This is a genomic window from Micromonospora palythoicola, assembly GCF_036689795.1.
GTDB classification, from domain to species: Bacteria; Actinomycetota; Actinomycetes; order Mycobacteriales; family Micromonosporaceae; genus Micromonospora; species Micromonospora palythoicola.
The window spans coordinates 34916-52323 of the sequence record NZ_JBAGKI010000041.1 but is presented as its reverse complement, the minus strand read 5'-3'; the positions used below and the strand labels follow the sequence as shown (position 1 = coordinate 52323).

Here is a 17408-nt window from a genome sequence, read left to right as displayed (position 1 = left end):
GCGCGGCGTGGCGGTGGCGGTCAACGGCGAGGTGGTGCCGCGTACCGGCTGGCCGGCGACGGTGCTGCGCGGCGGTGACCGGGTCGAGGTGCTCAGCGCCGCCCAGGGCGGGTGAACCGGATGGACGAGTCGACCGGCTTCGAGCTGGGCGGGGTGCGGTTCACCTCCCGACTGATCCTCGGTACCGGCGGGGCGGCCAACCTGCACGTGCTGGAGCAGGCGATCCGGGCGTCCGGCACCGAGCTGGTCACCCTGGCGTTGCGCCGGGTGGAGACGGTGCCCGGCGGTTCCGGAGGTCTGCTGGACCTGCTCGACCGGTGCGGCGTACGGCTGCTGCCGAACACCGCCGGCTGCTACACGGCGGGCGAGGCGGTGAAGGTGGCCCGGCTGGCCCGGGACGCGTTCGAGACCGACTGGGTCAAGCTGGAGGTGATCGGCGACGAGCGGACGCTGCTGCCCGACGGGGTGGAGCTGCTGCGCGCCGCCGAGGAACTGGTCGACGACGGGTTCACCGTGCTGCCGTACACCTCCGACGACCCGGTGTTGGCGCGGCGGTTGGCCGACGTCGGCTGCGCGGCGGTGATGCCGGCCGGTGCGCCGATCGGCTCCGGCCTGGGGATCAACAATCCGCACCACATCCGGCTCATCCGGCAGGACGTCGCCGTGCCGGTGATCCTGGACGCGGGCATCGGCACCGCCTCCGACGCGGCGCTGGCCATGGAGCTGGGCTGCGACGCGGTGCTGCTGGCCAGCGCGGTGACCCGGGCCGTCGACCCGGTGGCGATGGCCACCGCGATGCGGTACGCGATCGCCGCCGGCCACCTCGCCCACGCCGCCGGCCGCATCCCCCGCCGCTTCCACGCTCTGCCCTCCACTCCCGACGAAGGCCGCCCCGACCTGTGACCGCGCGGACTGATCTCGTGGATCTTGGCCCGGGGGCGCCCCTCCGAGGGCCGGTTCGTACCAAGATCCAAATGCCCTCGGGGGTCGTGCTGCTGACGGATCGGCGGGTGGCGCGGAGGCCGCTGGTGGAGGTGGTGGCGGCGGCCGTGGCCGGGGGAGTGCGGTGGGTGGTGCTACGGGAGAAGGAGCTGCCGCGCGTCGAGCGCCTGGCCCTCGCCGCCGAGCTGCGGTCGATCCTGACCGAGGCGGGCGGAACCCTGATCATCTCCGGCCCCGACCCGCTGACCGACCACGGCGACCCCGACCGCCGTGCGCCCGGCGGCACAGCCGACGCGCCCGGTGCCGACATCACCGATGCTCGTCCCGGCATCCGGGCCGGTGCTGCCGGAGCCAGCCGGTCGACGGTCGCGCTGCACCTGTCGGCGGCCGGCCCGTACCCACCGCCCCTCGCCGACCTGGTCGGCCGCTCCTGCCACGACGTCGCGGAACTGCGTCGACTCACCACAGAGGACTACGTCACCCTCTCGCCGGTCTTTCCCACCCGGACCAAGCCCGGCTACGGCCCACCCCTGCGCCCCGCAGGGCTGGCCGAGCTGATCCGGCGGAGCCCCGTGCCGGTGCTGGCCCTCGGCGGCATCGAGACCCCCGCCCAGGTGCACGCCTGCGTCCAGGCCGGCGCCTGCGGCGTGGCCGTCCTCGGCGCCATCATGCGCGCCCACGACCCACAACAGACCGCCGCCGCCCTCACCGCCGCCTGCCACGCCACGACCACCCCGCACGCTCCAGACCGGCGCGTCCGGGCGGGGTCGCCCACGACGGATCAGGAGCAGCCCGTTCACCAGGCCCAGACGACCCCGAGCCCCCCAACCCGGCACGTTCCGGCGGGAGGTGACCACGACGGGGCTGCGGCCGACCGTGCCCACGCAGGGATCAAGCCTGACCGCCCGGAGTGGGCACGGTCGGCCGCAGCCCCCAACCGCGACCACACGACAACCCCAGACCAAGAGGAACTGCCGTGACCCCAACCACCGTGCTGACCGTCGCCGGCTCCGATTCCGGTGGTGGCGCCGGCATCCAGGCCGACCTGAAGGTCTTCGCCGCGCTCGGCGCGTACGGCACGAGTGTGCTGACGGCGGTCACCGCGCAGAACACCCGGGGCGTGGACGCGGTGCTGCCGCTGCCCCCGCACCTGGTCACCGACCAGCTCGACAGTGTGCTGTCGGACTTCGCGGTACGGGCGGTCAAGACCGGGATGCTGGGCACCCCGGCCGTGGCGGCCGCGATCGCCGACGCGGCGGCGGCCGGCCGGCTACCGCAGCTGGTCGTCGACCCGGTGCTGGTGGCCACCAGCGGGCACCGGCTCGGCGTGGTGGAGGCGGTGGAGCGGTTGCTGCCGTACGCCCGGGTGGCCACACCGAACAGCGCGGAGGCCGCCGCGCTGACCGGGACGGCGGTGACCGACGTGGCGGAGATGACCGCGGCGGCGCGGGCCCTGGCTGCCGGTGGACCGGAATGGGTGATCGTCACCGGCGGCGACGTGGACGCCGGTGCGGAGGCGGTGGACGTGCTGCACGGCCCGCAGGGGACGACGGTGCTGCGTGCCCCACGCGTGCCGACCCGGCACACCCATGGCACCGGGTGCTCGTTCTCGGCCGCCGTGACGGTGCGGCTGGCGCTGGGCGATCCGGTGCCGGCGGCGGTCGAGGCCGCCAAGGAGTACGTGACCCGGGCGCTGACCGGCGCGCGGGACTGGGAGCTGGGCGCGGGCCGTGGGCCGATGGACCACTTCGGCTGGTCCGCCTGAACAGGGAGGCTGTCATGCAGACACGTCGCAAGGTGTACGTCGAGGGATCACGGCCGGACATCCGGGTGCCGTTCGCGGAGGTGGAGCTGACCGGGGACAACCCCCCGGTGCGGCTCTACGACACCTCCGGACCGGGCTCCGACCCGGAGATCGGGCTGGCGCCGTTGCGGGGACCATGGATCGCCGAGCGGGCCGACGTGGCGCCGGTACGCGGTGGCGGAACCCCACTGGCCGGCTCGGACGGCAAACGGCCCACGCAGCTCGCGTACGCCCGCGCTGGTGTGGTCACGCCGGAGATGGAGTTCGTGGCGATCCGGGAGGGGATGGCACCGGAGTTCGTCCGGGACGAGATCGCCGCCGGCCGGGCCGTGCTGCCGCTGAACATCAACCACCCGGAATGCGAGCCGGCGATCATCGGCAAGGCGTTCCTGGTCAAGGTCAACGCGAACATCGGCACCTCGGCCGTGACCTCGTCGGTGGCCGAGGAGGTGGAGAAGCTCACCTGGGCCACCCGGTGGGGCGCGGACACGGTGATGGACCTGTCCACCGGCAAGCGGATCCACGAGACCCGCGAGGCGATCGTGCGCAACTCCCCGGTGCCGATCGGCACCGTGCCGATCTACCAGGCGCTGGAGAAGGTCGGCGGTGATCCGGTGAAGCTGAGCTGGGAGGTGTTCCGGGACACCGTGATCGAGCAGGCCGAGCAGGGCGTGGACTACATGACGGTGCACGCCGGGGTGCTGCTGCCGTACGTCCCGCTGGCGGTGGACCGGGTGACCGGCATCGTGTCGCGCGGCGGTTCGATCATGGCGGCCTGGTGCCTGGCGCATCACGAGGAGAACTTCCTCTACACCAACTTCCGGGAGCTGTGCGAGATCCTGGCCCGCTACGACGTGACCTTCTCTCTCGGTGACGGTCTGCGGCCCGGCTCGATCGCGGACGCCAACGACGAGGCACAGTTCGCGGAGCTGCGTACCCTCGGCGAGCTGACGAAGGTCGCCTGGGAGTACGACGTGCAGGTGATGATCGAGGGGCCCGGGCACGTGCCGATGCACAAGATCAAGGAGAACGTCGACCTTCAGCAGGAGTGGTGCCACCAGGCGCCGTTCTACACGCTCGGTCCGCTGACCACCGACATCGCGCCCGCGTACGACCACATCACCTCGGCCATCGGAGCCGCGATGATCGGCATGTTCGGCACCGCGATGCTCTGTTACGTCACGCCCAAGGAACACCTCGGACTGCCCGACCGGGACGACGTGAAGGCCGGGGTGATCGCGTACAAGATCGCGGCGCACGCGGCCGACCTCGCGAAGGGACACCCGGGGGCGCAGGCCTGGGACGACGCGCTGTCGAAGGCGCGGTTCGAGTTCCGCTGGGAGGACCAGTTCAACCTCTCACTGGACCCGGAGACCGCGCGGTCGTACCACGACGCGACGCTGCCCGCCGAGCCGGCGAAGACGGCGCACTTCTGCTCGATGTGCGGGCCGAAGTTCTGCTCCATGAAGATCACGCAGGACCTGAAGGAGTACGCCGCCCGCGGCATGCAGGACAAGTCCGACGAGTTCGTCGCCTCCGGCGGACGGGTCTACCTGCCGCTGGCCTGACCGGTCGGGACAGGTGAGACCTGAGTGCCTCATGTCCGAGTGACGTGACCATGTCACCCGGACATGAGGCGCCACACGTCAACCGTCCCTCGGGGGTCGTCGACGGTGAATCCGGACGCTGTGGACGGTGTGACCGGCCGGCTCTCAGCGTCGGTGGTGCCGACCCGTCGACCGCAGGGAGCGGCGTGGACCCTTCGGCGGGGTCGCCTCGTCGTCGTCGAGCGGTCGGCTGAGCCCGGCTACCCAGTCGACGTACTCCTCGTCCTGAGCCGGCAGCGGTTCGTCCTGCCCGGTCGCGGCATGTTCCGCGGACCGGGACCTGCCGCGTCGGAACAGTCCACGTCGGCCCTTCTCCGCTTCGCCGTCCGGCTGGACGTCCTCGGCCCGGACGGCGGGCGGCTTCGAGAAGGCGGCCGTGAGGTCACGGGCGGTGGCCGCCGGCTCGATGGAGACCTCCGGGGTGTCGGGGAGCGTCGCCGAGCTGCCCAGAGTCGACGACGCCTCGGATCCGACCGTGGCCCCGATGAGGTCGGGCGACCCGAACCGCTGCCGTGATCGCGACGGCGCCTCGGGCGGCACCTCCGCCGCCGATCGATCGCCGGCATCATCCGTTGGCGTTGGCGTTGGCGTTGGCGTTGGCGTTGGCGTTGGCTCGGCGATCGGCGCGGCCTGCGCCGTCGCAGCCGTCGGCTCCACCGGCGGGGCCGGTGCCCGGGGTGTGGGGGTGCGGGGCGTCGGGGTTCTGCCGCTGGAAGCGACCGGCGACTCCGCCCCCACCGTGCCGGGTGCCGCCTGGGGAAGGTCGCTGCCGTCGCCCACCGGCGCCGGCTCTGTCGATGCTCCGCGCTGCCCGTCGCTTCCCGCCACCGGTTGCCCGTCGAACACCGACCCGGCGGTCTCACGCGCTGGCTCGCCGCTCTGTGCTGGCTCGCCGCTCTGTGCTGGCTCGCCGCTCTGTGCTGGCTCGTCGCTCTGTGCTGGCTCGTCGCTCTGTGCCGGCTTGCGGCTCTGTGCCGGCTTGCCGCTCTGTGCCGGCTTGCGGCCCTGTGCCGGCTTGCCGGCTTCAATTCGCCGCGCGGCGTCGCCTGCTCGCTCGGTGGCGTCGGTTCGGCTTGCGGCGTCACCGGCACGCGCGACACCGGCATCAGCGGGGCCGGTGCGGTCGGTGCGGTGGTCGCCGGGTGCGCTTCCGGCGGAGGGCCCGCCGTCTGGCGGCTGCCCACCGTTGCCGGTCGTCGGCGCGACTGTCGTCGGTGCGGTGCCGGCGGCCGGGCGGCGTCCCACCGCACCGGCTGCGGTCGGGGTGGTGACGGCCGACGGCTCGGTGTGCGCGAGCGGCCAGTGCCAGTGCGGCGGTGACCCGTCCGACGTGACGACACCCCGGGGGGCGCCGTCGGAGCGGGTTCCACCGGTGGGCCGGTCGGCCTCGGTGCCGCCGTCGACCACCACGACCGGGCCGGCCGCCGGGCCGGCCGCCGGGTCGGCCGGTGCGCCGGCCGACCTGGGCGGCGCGGGGGTCGCCGGCAACGGTTGCAGGATGGCGGTCGGTTCGATGGCGGTCCCACCGGTGGGTGCGGCGGCCCGGTGGGCGAGCCGGCCGGTGGCCGGCCAGGGCAGCAGGGCTGCCGCGGCCGAGCCGAGCGCGCCGACCACCACCGCGATCAGCGCGGCGTAGTAGGGGGTCAACTGGTACCGGTCGCTCGTGTCACCCGGCCCGGCGGCCAGGTAGGCGAAGGCCACCAGCACCGGTCCGGCGACCCCACTGGGCCCGCTGACCAGTGGGGGATGGCCACGCCACCGGGCCACCGTCGCGGTCACCGCGCCGGCCAGCAGGGTCACCAGCGGAAGGATCAGCAGCGCCAGTTGCTGCGCGGTGCCAGCGGCGAGCCAGGCCGGCTCCAGCACGCCGAGGCGTACCGGGGTCAGCGGTCCGCTCGCCCCCAACGACGGGATCACGGAAAGTAACGCGAGGAACCAGACCGCCGCGGCCACCGCTGCCATGTTCCAGGCGAACGGCGGTCGGACCAGGACGGCCAGCGCGGCACCGGCGCCGACCACCGCGCCGAGTCCGGCGCAGATGGCCACGGCCCATACCGGGTCGACCGAGACGAGTTCCGCGTTGCGGGCCGGCTGCATGCACAGCGGCGCCACGACGGTGGCACCCAGGGCGGCGCTGCCCGCGACGGCCAGTTGCCGGGGGGTGCCGGTGAGCTGCCCACCATGACGGGCCAGCCGCTCGGTGAGCACGGCGCCGATCACGGCGGCGTTCGTGGCGAACCAGCCGGCCCAGACGAGCTGGGCCGGCCACTGGTTGATGCTCGCGCCGGTGAAGCTTCCGGTGAGCCGGACGATGCCGAAGCCGAAGGCGAGGCCGAGCTGACCGGCGCCGGCGAGCAGGCTCACGCCGAACGCGGTGAACAGTAGTCGGCTCGATGTCCGATGGGCCATGACCGGCACGTTACGGTCCGTCGCCACCGATCGCCACCGGCGCGCCGTGTACGGACGTACGACCTGCTCGCGGCGGGTCTACTTGAGCTCGACCAGCCGGGCCAGGTATGTCGTGTCGCCGACGTTGGTGAGCATGTGCACCGCCCCCGGATCGCGATAGACCACCCCGCCGGTCGGCTCGTCGGCGTCGATCTTGACACCGTCGATTGTCTGCACGACGTTCTTCGCGCCCTGGACGGCCACCACCAGATAGGGGAGGTCGTGCCGGTGCAGCGGCTGGCGCTCGCCGGGCTCCAGCCGGATGTGCCAGACCCGTACCCGGTCGTTCTCGAAGACGATCTCCTGGCCCACCGGGCCGAGTACGGCTCCGGAGTCGGGCGTGGGAACGTCGGGTGTCGGCTCGGTCATCGGGTTCCGTCCACGTGGGGGAGCACCTCGGCGGCGATCAGCTCCAGGTGGTCCAGGTCGGTGAGGTCGATCAGGCGTAGATGCACCCGGGTGGTGCCGATCGCGGCGAACTCGCCGATCCGGTCGACCAGTTGCTGCGGTGAGCCGACCACCGGATCCTCCGGCGGCAGGGCGCTCTTGACGTGCAGTGGCGCCGCTCGGCGGCGGGCCTCGCTGTCGGTACGCCCGATCGCCACCACGATGCCGGCGGAGAGCGTCAGCGGCCGGCGCCCGCTGCCGGCGCGGTCGACCCGCTCACTCGCCTCCTGAACCCGCTCGTACGCCTCACGGGCCTGCTCGACGCTGGTGAAGGGGACGTTGAACTCGTCGGCGTAGCGGGCGGCGAGCTCCGGGGTGCGCTTGGGACCGCGCCCCCCGACGATCACCGGAGGGCCCGGGCTCTGCACCGGCTTGGGCAGGGCCGGCGAATCGGTGAGCCGGTAGTGGTCCCCGACGTAGCTGAACGTCCCGCCGGACGGGGTGCGCCACAGCCCGGTGATCACTTCGAGCTGTTCGGCGAGCCGGTCGAAGCGTTCGCTGGTGCCGGGGAACGGGATGCCGTACGAGATGTGCTCCCGGGCGTACCAGCCGGCACCGATGCCCAGCTCGACCCGACCGCCGCTCATCTGGTCGACCTGAGCCACCATCACCGCGAGTGGACCGGGCAACCGGAACGTCGCCGAGGTGACCAGGGTGCCCAGCCGGATTCGGCTGGTTTCCCGGGCGAGCGCCGCCAGGGTCAGCCAGGCGTCGGTCGGACCGGGTAGGGCCGGTTCGTCGCCCATGGCCTGGTAATGGTCGGCGCGGAGGAAGGCGTCGAAGCCGCCCTGCTCGGCGAGCCGGGCGAAGCGGAGCTGGTCGTCGTAGGTGGCGCCGCGGTGCGGTTCCGTGAAGACAGCCACCCGCATGCTCATCGCGCCACCTCGCTCCGCTCGGCGCCGCGACGAGGCACCACGGCACTGCGCCGAATGATTCGCTCGCTGCGCTCGCTCATCGCGCCACCTCCGTACCGGCTCCCGCCGGCTGTTCGCGTTCCATCAGCAGTTCGTGCAGGTCGGCACTGACCCGGGCGACGTCGGCCAGATGGGCGTTGCGGCCCAGGGTGCGCGGGCGCGGAATGGTCACCTCGACGACCTTGCGGACCCGGCCGGGGCGTGGGCTCAGCACCACCACCCGGTCGGCGAGCAGCACCGCCTCGTCGATGGAGTGGGTGACGAAGACGACGGTCGCGCCGTTGCGCATGTGCACCCGCTGGAGTTCGCCGGCGAGTTCCTCACGGGTGAGCGCGTCGAGCGCGGAGAAGGGTTCGTCCATCAGCATCACCCGGGGGTCGCCGATCAGCGACCGGCACAGCGCGACCCGTTGCTGCATGCCACCGGACAGCTCGTGCGGAAGTCGCTTCTCGAAGCCGGACAACCCGGCCACCTCGAGCAGGTCCCGCGCCCGGTCCCGGTGGGCGGCCCGCTTCCAGCCGAAGATCTCCACCGGCAGCAGGACGTTGTCCAACACGCTGCGCCACGGCAGCAGGGCCGGCCGCTGGAACAGCATGGCGATGTCCCGGCGCGGCCCGGTGACCGGTTTACCGGCGACGGTGACCTCGCCGGAGGTGACCGGGATCAGGCCCGAGATCAGCCGCAGCAGCGTGGACTTGCCGCACCCGGAGCGGCCGAGTACCGCGACGAACTCACCCTCGGCGACGTCGAGGTCGATGCCGCGCAACGCCTCGACCCGACCGGCGCGGCCGTCGAAGGTGCGCGACACCTCGGAGAGTCGGATCATCGCCGACGGGCCTCCCCTGAGTGGAAAGTCAGGAACGGGCAAAGGCTATCGGCCTGCGTTCCGTATCGCACCGTCCGGGGTGGACATCACTTTGTATCCGTTCCGCAACCCGGTACGCCTGGCGTCGCAAAGGTGGGGTTCTCGTACGCTGTGCCCGCGAGAGTCCCCCTCGATACGCGGTGTCGGCTTCCATCCGGCTGCCGGTGCCGCCCCGACAACTCCCTTCCGGCGGCCCCGACGCCCCGGTTGGAAAGGACAAGGTGCACTGATGAGAAGGCTGACCCGTACGGTCGCCGCGGCCACGATGGCCACCGCGCTCGCCCTGGTCTCCGCGTGCAGCAGCGGCTCGGACGACGCGGACGGCAACGACGTCGGCTCGTCCCTGGAGCAGGTGACGTACCTCACCTCGTTCGGCAACTTCGGGCGCGACGCGTACGCCTGGGTGGCCAAGGAGAAGGGCTACTTCAAGGAGGCCGGCTTCGACGTCGAGATCAAGCCGGGGCAGGGCACCGGCTCCGTGATCCAGACGGTCGTCGGCGGTCAGGCGCACTTCGGCCCGATCGACCTGACCGGTGGACTGCTCCAGCTCGGCAACGGTGACGCCAAGGACTTCGTCGCGGTGGCCGCGATCCAGCAGCGCACCATGGCGGCCATCGCCACCGTGGAGGGCACGGGCATCACCACCCCGAAGGACCTGGAGGGCAAGACTCTCGCCGACACCCCCGGCTCGGTGGTCCGCAACCTGTTCCCGACCTACGCCCGGATGGCCGGCATCGACTACACCAAGGTGAAGTGGGTCAACGGCGAGGCGCAGACCCTGATGGGCACGCTGGCCTCCGGTTCGGTCGACGGCATCGGGCAGTTCGTGGTCGGTCAGCCCACCATCGAGGCGGTGACCAAGAAGAAGGCCGTCCTGCTGCCGTACAGCAACGTGATGCAGGACCTCTACGGCAACGTGCTGATCACCTCCAAGCAGTACGCCACCGAGAAGCCCGAGCAGGTCAAGCGGTTCACCGAGGCGCTGCTCAAGGGCCTGGAGTACGCCCTGGCGAACCCGCAGGAGGCGGCCGAGATCCTGGCCAAGAACGCCGAGGCGGTCGTGCTCGCCGCGGCGGCTGCCGAGCTGCAGTTGATGGCCGGCTACGTCCGTTCCAGCAACTCCGGCACCGCACTGGGCACGCTGGACAGCGGCCGGGTCGCGAAGAGCATCGCGATCCTGCGTGGCGCCGGCGCCCTCAAGTCGGACCTCACCCCTGACCAGATCATCGACTTCAACCTGGCACCGAAGGCCTGAGGCCGCCCGGTACCGCACGGAGTACGCCGCGCCGCGTTCGTCGGTGCGGCGTACTCCGCTCCCCGCTCATGACGATGCGCCGCACGCAGGAGGATCCGATGACCGACGTCCGTCCACGGCAGCCGGAGGCGACGCTCGCACCCGAGCAGTCGCCGGCCGCACCGGGTGGCCGACGGTGGCGAGCGGGAGACCTGCGCTCGGGCACCGCGGCCGCGCTGCTACCGGCGGCCGGGCTGCTGGTCGCACTCGGTGGCTGGTGGCTGGTGGCCCGGCTGGAGCTGATCCACCCGGCCGCCCTGCCGCCGCCCGGTGACGTGCTCACGGCGTTCTCCGCTCGGCCGGCCCGACTGCTGGAGCACACCGTCGCCACCACTGGCGAGATCCTGCTCGGCTTCGCCCTCTCCGCGGTGGCCGGGGTGCTGATCGGCCTGGCGCTGGCGGCCTCCCGGACGGTCGAGCGGATGTTCACCCCGCTGCTGGTCGCGGTCAACGCCGTGCCGAAGATCACCCTGGGGCCACTGCTGGTGGTGGCGCTCGGCTGGGGTCAGAAGCCGATCCTCACCATGGTCTTCCTGCTCTGCTTCTTCCCGATCGTGCTGTCCACCGCCACCGGGCTGACCACCACTCCGGCCGAACTCGCCGAACTGGTGCGGTCCTGGAACGCCTCCCGTTGGCAGGCGTTCCGCAAGGTCCGCTTTCCCGCCGCGCTCCCGCAGATCTTCGTGGGCCTCAAGGTCGCCATGCCGCTCGCCGCGATCGGTGCCGTGATCGGTGAGTTCCAGGCCGGTGAGGGTGGTCTCGGTTACGTCATCCAGCAGTACGCCGGCATCGGCGACACCGCCACCGCGTGGGCCGCGATCATCCTGGTCGCCCTGGTCAGCATCGTGCTCTACGCCGCGCTGGTGCTCATCGAGCGGCGCAGCCTGCCCTGGCTGCGGGAGACCACCTCCAGCCGCTGACCGCACCAGCCACCCAAGAGATCAGCCGGCCAGCCGCCACCGGCCGTTGCGGGCGATCAGGGTCGTCAGCGCCTGCGGCATCAGCCCGGAGTGGTTGTCCGGCGTCATCCGGATCGGACCGGACAGGCCGTCCAGCTGGGACGTCTCCAGCACGTCGCGGACGCGGTTCCGGTCGACCTCACCGACGGGCCCGCCGGCCCGCAGCTCCGCGTCCGCGATGAGCTGGATCGCGTCCGCGGCGAACGAGGCGGAGCCGTGGTAGCCGCCGTACCGGGCGGTGTAGTCCTGGAACCACTGACGGCGGGCGGCCTTCGCGGGGGTGGTGGCGATCACGTCGTCGATCACCATCGTCTGGGTGAAGACCAGGGTGGCCCGTTCGGCCGACCGGGCGGCCTCGCCGAGGAAGAGGTCGCCGGCGGCCGAGGCGTCGAGGAACAGGGCGCCGGTGTAGTTGGCCCGCTCGACCGCGCCGGCGGCGAGCATCGCCTGCTCCGGCGGGGTCCAGATGACCAGGGCGTCGGGATCGGCGCCGGTCAGCCGGCCGGCCTGCCCGTCCAGTTCCGTGTCGGTGCCGCGGACGGACGCCTCGGCCAGCACCCGGATGTCGACCTTGTCGAACTCGCGGCGCAGCGCGGCGGCACCCTCCTGGCCGTAGGCGTCGTCGCTGCGCAGGAGGCCGACCGTGGCGATGTTGCGGCGGCGCAGTTCGACGGTGAGGGCCGCGGCGTTGTCGTCGGCGTTCGGGGCCAGTTTGAACATGTAGCGGCGTTCCGCGACCGGGTTCGCCACGGCACCGGCCGGCGCGAGCGCCACGGTCGGGATCTTGTTCTCATTGACCGTACGCACGGCACCGAGGGCGCATTCGTTGCAGCCGCCCATGATGATGGCGGTGACCCGTTTGTCGTTGCTGAAGTCGACGATGTTGCGCAGTGACTCACTGGCGTCAGAGCGGTTGTCCTTGAACAATAGTTCGACCGTACGGCCGTTGAGCGCGCCTGAGGCGTTCAACTGATCGCGCTTCAGTTCCAGGGCCTGCCGGTACGCCTCGCCGACCCCGGCCGAGGCACCGGAGAGTTCCAGGTCGGCGGCGATCACGATCGGGCTCGTGTCCTGCTCCTCCCCGCCGAACTGGCAGCCGACGAGGGTGGTGGCGAGCAGGGTCGACACGAGCGCCGTGGCGGTGGCGGAGCGGAACGGGGTCAACTGGGTCCTCCTGATGCGGCACGGGCGGGGCCCGGTCACCGGCGGCTCATCCGTCCTCTGTGGATAATGAGACGGCTCTGCCGTACCGTGTGCGCGAAGCCTGCAAAACCTTGCCAATGCCGGGCGCTGCGGTCAAGCGGGTCAGCGAAGGCGTTTCGGGACACCGATCCCACATGTTGGTGTAACCAAATGTTTTCAAATGCTCACTGTGGCGACACGGGTGGCCACTCTGGAGTTACATGCCCTGTTCAGGGTGCTGTGGAAATGTAGGTATTAGTTGACCGGATCACGGGTTGCGTGCCGTCCGACCGTTTCCTGCCCTCCTGCGGCTTCCCAAACACGATCTCGTCTGATGAAATCGCGGCCGTGCCGCGCGTGGCGCCGGCCGTCGCTCGGCGCCCGGGTCGGCGGTTCTGGCGGGAAGAAAACGACGGAGGCGATGTCGTGAGCACCGGACCGACGACCCTGCCCGCCAGTGGCGACGCCGCGCAGCGGAGCGGCGGTCGGCTGCCCCGGCTGCGCGACGCCCGGATCCGGTCCAAGCTGGCGCTGATCCTGGTGGTTCCGGTGGCGGCGGTCATCGCACTGGCCACGGTCCGACTGGTCTCCGTCGGCGAAGGCGCCTACGACGCGAGTCAGTCCCGCGCCCTCACGGCGCTGTCCATCGACGTCTCCGCGCTGGCGAACGACCTGCACGCCGAACGGATGGCGGCGGCGGCCTTCCTCGCCGCACCGCAACAGCGGGCCGACGCGTACAACCTGCGGGTCCGCGAGACCCAGCAGCGGATCGACGAGTACCGCGCGGAGCGGGCCCGGGTGGGTGACGCCCCGGCGGCGATCCGCGACCGGCTCACGGCCATCGACGCGCACCTGGACACCCTCGACGGCACCCGGCAGGAGGTGCTCGCCCGCCAGCAGATGGAGGTCGCCGAGGCGGTGCTGCGCTACGGCGTGGTCCTCGACGACCTGGTCGCCTACGGCGACGGGCTGGCCCAGTTGCCCGGCGGCGAGGAGGTCGGTGACACCCGGCGGGCGGTCGCCGCCTTCGCCCGGGCGAAGGCGGCCGTCGCCGAGGAGGAAGCGGTCGCCTTCACGGCACTCAGCGCCGGCCGCCTGGACAACGAGCAGTTCTCCGCCTTCGTGGCCACTCTCACCGGGCAGCAGGAGGCACTGGTGGCCTTCTCGCTCGCCGCCGACCCGGTGCAGCGGGCCCTGGTCGAGAGCACCGTCTCCGGTGACGCGGTGGTGCTGGCCGACCGGATCGCCACCGACCTCAGTCGGTCGGTCAACCAGCGTGCGCCGTTCACCGCGCAGGAGGCCACGGCGGCGATCGGCGCGGTGAACGAGCTGATGCGGTGGGCCGAGATCGAGCTGGAGAACCGCCTGCTGGCCCAGGCCGAGCAGGCCCGCTCGGACGTCATCCGGCAGGCCGTCGTCGAGACCACGCTGGTGCTGCTCACGCTGATCATCGCGGTGACCCTGGCCGTGGTGCTGGCCCGCTCGCTGAACCACTCCCTGCGCCGGCTGCGGGAGGGCGCGCTCTCGGTGGCCAACCACGACCTGCCGGAGGCGGTGCGTCGGCTGCAGGGGATGGGCAACGTCAGCGACGGCAGCGTCGACGAGATCGTTCGCGAGGTACGCGACCCGATCCAGCTCAGCAACCGCGACGAGGTGGGGCAGGTCGCCCTGGCCTTCAACGTCGTGCACCGGGAGGCGGTCCGGGTCGCGGCCGAACAGGCGGCCCTGCGGACGAGTGTCTCGGCGATGTTCCTCAACCTGGCCCGACGCAGTCAGACGCTGGTCGACCGCATGATCGGCGAGCTGGACGCGATCGAGCGCGGTGAGGAGGACCCGAAGCGGCTCGCGCAGCTCTTCGAACTCGACCACCTCGCCACCCGGATGCGCCGCAACGACGAGAACCTGCTCGTGCTGGCCGGGGCCGACTCGGCCGTGCCGCGCCGCGACGACGCCCTGCTCGTGGACGTGCTGCGGGCCGCGCAGTCCGAGGTGGAGCTCTACAACCGGATCGAGTTCGGCACCGTCGACACCGACGTGTCCGTGGCGGCCCACGCGGTGAACGACGTGGTGCGGCTGGTGGCCGAGCTGCTCGACAACGCCACCCGCTTCTCGCCCCCCAACACCACCGTGGTGGCCGACGGACGGCGCATTCGGGACTACGTGCTCATCCAGATCGAGGACCGTGGTCTCGGCCTCTCCGACGAGCAGTTGGACTCGCTCAACCGCCGGCTCGCCGCGCCCTCCGCGGTCGACGTCGCGGCGTTCCGCCTGATGGGTCTGGCGGTGGTGAGCCGGCTCGCGGCCCGCTACGGCATCCGGGTCGAGCTGCGTCGCAACGTCGAGGGTGGCACTGTCGCACAGGTCACCCTGCCCGCCGCCACCGTGGTGCTGCCCAGCCTGCGCGGTCGCGACCAGGCGATCACCCGACCCCGGCAGCCGCTCGCGGTCGAGCAGAACCCGCTCGCGTCGGTCGGTCGCGGCGATCCGGCCGGCGGCACCGGCCGCAGCACCACCGCGACCCTGGTCGACCGGTGGCACAACGGCACGGGCACCGGCACGCCCTGGCCGGGGGCGGAGTCGGTCCCCGCCGACCCGCCGCCGACCCGTACGCCGCCGCCGGCCTTCAACGGGTTCAACGCGGGTTCGCCGACGGTCGCGCAGCCCACCCTCGACCCGCTGTCGCACCGCGGCGCCGGCAACCACGGCCAGCACGCCGATCCCGGCCTACCGGTGGGACCGGTCGCGGGTGCGGGCGGCACCGCGTCGGCGGGATTCGCTCCGGCCCCCGGTCAGCACGCCGGTGGCGGCGATGGCGACGGCTCCGGCTTCCGTGGGCTCGGTGCCAGCCTGGCCGCGACCGCACCACCCCCGACGCGCCCGATCACCGTGCCACCCGAGCAGTCCTCCGATTCGCCGATCTTCCGGGAGATGGAGGCGGTCTGGTTCCGGTCGCACGGCAACGACGTCACCACGATCTTCAGCCGGCCGCAGTTCGACGAACCCGCCCCGCAGGCGGTCGCCAGCCCACCGGCGCCGGCTGTCGAGCCGACCAGGGGACGAAGCCCGTTGCCCACCCGCACGCCGGGTGCGGCCGCCGCCGCGACACCCGCGCCGCCGCCACCGTCGTACACTTCCTCGTCCGCCAGCACGGCTGGTCCGGCGCCGAGCGCGCCGCCGACCCCGCCCGCGCCACCACCGCCGTCCGCGCCACCGCCGTCCAGCCGGCAGCCCGAAACCGATCAGCCGGAGGACGACGCCTGGCGGACGGCGGCCGACGAGGGCTGGTCACGGGCCAGCCGGGCGGCCGAGCCCACCCCCGCCGGCACGACCCGGTCGGGGCTACCCAAGCGGGTGCCCCAGGCACAGCTCGTGCCCGGCGGCATCGAGCCGCGCGGGCGTGAGCACGGCCGCCGGACCCCCGACGAGGTACGCGGTCTGCTGTCGGCGTACCACCGTGGTGTCCAGCGTGGTCGGACGGCTGGAGCGAGTCAGAACAGCACCTCGATCAAGGAGACGAGCCGATGAACAGGCCAGCGGCCATACAGGACATGGGTTGGCTGCTCAGCAACTTCGCCGACAGCGTGGCCGGCATCGCCCACGTCGTGGCGGTGTCCGCGGACGGGCTGTTGCTCGCCTCCTCCCGGGACCTGCCGGCGGATCGGGCGGATCAGCTCGCCGCGATCACCTCCGGCGTGGTGAGCCTGACCGAGGGTGCCGCCCGGATGTTCAGCGCCGGCGGGGTCCTGCAGACAGTTATCGAGATGGACAGTGGCTACCTGTTCCTGATGTCCATCAGTGACGGGTCGTCGATGGCGGTGCTCGCGGCGCGTAGCTGCGACGTCGGCCAGGTGGGCTACGAGATGGCACTGCTCGTGGAACGGGTCGGTGCGGCGTTGGTGCCGCTGCCCCGGGACGCGGTGCGGTCGTAACGGGTGCGCCGGACCGGCGGAAGGCGGAGGAGGTGATCGCGGATGGATCGGCAGCGTGACCCACGGGGTGCGCTGGTGCGGCCGTACGCGGTCACCCGGGGCAGGACCGAGCCGTTGCAGGACATCGCCCTGGAGGCGGTGCTCGTGGCCAGCCCCACACAGATCGCCGAATCACGGTTCGCCGGGCACGACAAGCATCGCATCGCCACGGTCTGCGAGGGCCGGCCCGAGTCGCTGGCGGAGATCGCCGCCTACACCCGGCTACCGCTGGGTGTCGCCCGGGTGCTGGTCGCCGACATGGTGGCCGAGGGCCTGCTGACGCTACAGACGGCCGCTCCCGCCACAGGTTTCGAGGAGCGGATGGAAATGCTGGGAAGGGTGCTGAGTGGACTTCGCGAGCTATGACCCCGCCGGGGCCCGCCAGAGCCGGGGAATCATCTCCGCGAAGATCGTCGTCGCGGGTGGCTTCGGTGTCGGCAAGACCACGCTGGTCGGTGCGATCTCCGAGATCACACCGCTGACCACCGAAGCGGTGATGACCTCGGCCGGCGTCGGCATCGACGACCCGTCCAAGGTGCCGGGCAAGGAGACCACCACGGTCGCCATGGACTTCGGCCGGATCACCATGGCGCAGGATCTGATCCTGTACCTCTTCGGCACGCCTGGGCAGACCCGGTTCTGGTTCATGTGGGACGAGATCATCCGAGGTGCGGTGGGCGCCGCGGTGCTGGTGGACACCCGCCGGATCACCGACGCGTTCGCCCCGCTCGACTACTTCGAGAACCGCAACCTGCCGTACGTGGTCGCGCTCAACCGGTTCGACGGCGCACCTCAGTACGAGTTGGACGAGGTGCGCGAGGCGTTGGCCATCTCGCCGGACGTGCCGTTGGTGATGACCGACGCCCGGCAGCGTGATTCGGTCAAGCGGGTCCTGGTGACCGTCGTCGAGCACGCCATGGCGCGGCTGCAGGCCGAGCACGACCGCGGCTTCCCGACCCCGGTCGGATAGGCGGTGGC

The 17408-nt window shown here is 72.1% G+C and carries 15 protein-coding genes and 1 pseudogene; 11 read left to right on the top strand and 5 right to left on the bottom strand.

Annotated features, from left to right (window positions below; all coding sequences use genetic code 11):
- From thiS to thiC, 5 genes and pseudogenes are all read left to right on the top strand, one after another.
- Positions 1-115 (top strand): sulfur carrier protein ThiS (thiS, locus tag V5O40_RS18510; protein ID WP_332906618.1); only part of this gene is annotated, 115 nt, incomplete at its 5' end.
- Between the two features lie 5 nt (positions 116-120).
- The gene (locus V5O40_RS18505; protein WP_332906615.1) at positions 121-903 is read left to right on the top strand and encodes a thiazole synthase; all 783 of its coding nucleotides are present in this window, start codon (positions 121-123) and stop codon (positions 901-903) included.
- 65 nt (positions 904-968) lie between these two features.
- Positions 969-1658: pseudogene (locus V5O40_RS18500) on the top strand (thiamine phosphate synthase); the annotation flags it as partial.
- Positions 1659-1918: 260 nt separating this feature from the next.
- Entirely contained in the window at positions 1919-2707 is a 789-nt protein-coding gene (gene thiD, locus V5O40_RS18495) for a bifunctional hydroxymethylpyrimidine kinase/phosphomethylpyrimidine kinase (RefSeq protein WP_332906614.1), read from the top strand.
- A 14-nt stretch (positions 2708-2721) separates the two neighbouring features.
- Positions 2722-4314, top strand: a complete 1593-nt coding sequence (gene thiC, locus V5O40_RS18490) for a phosphomethylpyrimidine synthase ThiC (protein WP_332906613.1) — start codon at positions 2722-2724, stop codon at positions 4312-4314.
- Positions 4315-4458: 144 nt separating this feature from the next.
- Here thiC and V5O40_RS18485 read toward each other — a convergent pair whose 3' ends face one another.
- From V5O40_RS18485 to V5O40_RS18470, 4 genes are all read right to left on the bottom strand, one after another.
- The gene (locus V5O40_RS18485) at positions 4459-6762 is read right to left on the bottom strand and encodes a hypothetical protein (RefSeq protein WP_332906612.1); all 2304 of its coding nucleotides are present in this window, start codon (positions 6760-6762) and stop codon (positions 4459-4461) included.
- 78 nt (positions 6763-6840) lie between these two features.
- A complete protein-coding gene (locus V5O40_RS18480; RefSeq protein WP_332906611.1) occupies positions 6841-7170 on the bottom strand; it encodes a cupin domain-containing protein in 330 nt (109 codons plus the stop codon).
- Positions 7167-8117 carry an LLM class F420-dependent oxidoreductase gene (locus tag V5O40_RS18475; RefSeq protein ID WP_332906617.1) on the bottom strand — a complete coding sequence of 317 codons (951 nt, stop codon included), beginning with the start codon at positions 8115-8117 and terminating at the stop codon, positions 7167-7169. The genes V5O40_RS18480 and V5O40_RS18475 overlap by 4 nt, the downstream gene beginning before the upstream one ends.
- An 82-nt stretch (positions 8118-8199) precedes the next feature.
- Positions 8200-8988, bottom strand: a complete 789-nt coding sequence (locus V5O40_RS18470) for an ABC transporter ATP-binding protein (RefSeq protein WP_269738291.1) — start codon at positions 8986-8988, stop codon at positions 8200-8202.
- A 268-nt stretch (positions 8989-9256) separates the two neighbouring features.
- Here V5O40_RS18470 and V5O40_RS18465 point away from each other — a divergent pair, with 268 nt between their 5' ends.
- Positions 9257-10282 (top strand): ABC transporter substrate-binding protein, encoded by a 1026-nt coding sequence (locus V5O40_RS18465; RefSeq protein WP_332906610.1) that lies wholly within the window; start codon positions 9257-9259, stop codon positions 10280-10282.
- Between the two features lie 98 nt (positions 10283-10380).
- Positions 10381-11241: an ABC transporter permease gene (locus tag V5O40_RS18460; RefSeq protein WP_332906609.1), complete on the top strand. Its 861-nt coding sequence runs from the start codon at positions 10381-10383 to the stop codon at positions 11239-11241.
- Positions 11242-11262: 21 nt separating this feature from the next.
- Here V5O40_RS18460 and V5O40_RS18455 read toward each other — a convergent pair whose 3' ends face one another.
- The gene (locus V5O40_RS18455; protein WP_332906608.1) at positions 11263-12444 is read right to left on the bottom strand and encodes an ABC transporter substrate-binding protein; all 1182 of its coding nucleotides are present in this window, start codon (positions 12442-12444) and stop codon (positions 11263-11265) included.
- A 444-nt stretch (positions 12445-12888) separates the two neighbouring features.
- On the opposite strand from V5O40_RS18455, the gene V5O40_RS18450 reads away from it, so the two are divergent.
- The 4 genes from V5O40_RS18450 to V5O40_RS18435 are packed head-to-tail and all read left to right on the top strand — an operon-like array spanning position 12889 to position 17400.
- Complete coding sequence (locus tag V5O40_RS18450; RefSeq protein ID WP_332906607.1) at positions 12889-15987, top strand: sensor histidine kinase; 3099 nt, start codon at positions 12889-12891, stop codon at positions 15985-15987.
- Positions 15984-16391 (top strand): roadblock/LC7 domain-containing protein, encoded by a 408-nt coding sequence (locus tag V5O40_RS18445; protein ID WP_093403659.1) that lies wholly within the window; start codon positions 15984-15986, stop codon positions 16389-16391. The genes V5O40_RS18450 and V5O40_RS18445 overlap by 4 nt, the downstream gene beginning before the upstream one ends.
- A gap of 42 nt (positions 16392-16433) precedes the next feature.
- Positions 16434-16796, top strand: coding sequence for a DUF742 domain-containing protein (locus tag V5O40_RS18440; protein ID WP_269738286.1), 363 nt, complete (start codon positions 16434-16436; stop codon positions 16794-16796).
- Complete coding sequence (locus V5O40_RS18435; protein ID WP_093403661.1) at positions 16777-17400, top strand: GTP-binding protein; 624 nt, start codon at positions 16777-16779, stop codon at positions 17398-17400. Before V5O40_RS18440 ends, V5O40_RS18435 begins: the two co-directional genes overlap by 20 nt.
- Positions 17401-17408: the final 8 nt, after the last annotated feature.